1 protein-coding gene is annotated in these 533 nt (G+C 51.8%); it reads right to left on the bottom strand.

Annotated elements, in window-relative coordinates; genetic code table 11:
* Positions 1-95: 95 nt before the first annotated feature.
* The coding region (locus FS320_RS47490; protein ID WP_210252280.1) for a hypothetical protein at positions 96-533 on the bottom strand (438 nt) is incomplete at its 5' end.

Genomic DNA, 533 nt, shown 5'->3' on the forward strand with positions numbered 1-533 from the left:
CCGGCGCTGGCAGGGCTTTGGACTCAGTGGCATGATCCAAGATACCTGAAACCGCCGGGCCTTGCTCGCGCAAAGCTATGATTCACGTAGTGAAATCAAACGTTTGCCGTTTGTGGACGGAAACTAGTTAGCCTCTCAATATCAGCTCGGAACTCAGCCTTATATTGATCATCGATCGACGCGCGAACCTCTACTCCGAGAGCATTCCAACGGCGCTTGGCTAAGACGTACCAAGCTGAACGGACAAGGAGAGACTCATATCCCGCCTGCTCTTCAAGCTCTTTAATTGAAAGAGCAGCCATTTGTGCTTCAAGAAATTTCGTTAAGCAGGCCTCTCCTTCTGGGTCCGCGCGATTACCAAACAGCGCTCCTAGGCCAACAACGCTCCGTGGCTTTACGAGAATACGTCTAGCCGTTCTTATGCATGGGAAGGTTGATGAAGGCTGGCGAGTGTAGCTTAAGCACTTGAAGCAGCGTAGGATTTGGTTGTTGAGACTAATCCCTGCCACCAATTGCCCTGTGCCACACTCGCC

Source organism: Microvirga tunisiensis (genome assembly GCF_009296175.1).
In the GTDB taxonomy this organism is placed as follows: domain Bacteria; phylum Pseudomonadota; class Alphaproteobacteria; order Rhizobiales; family Beijerinckiaceae; genus Microvirga; species Microvirga tunisiensis.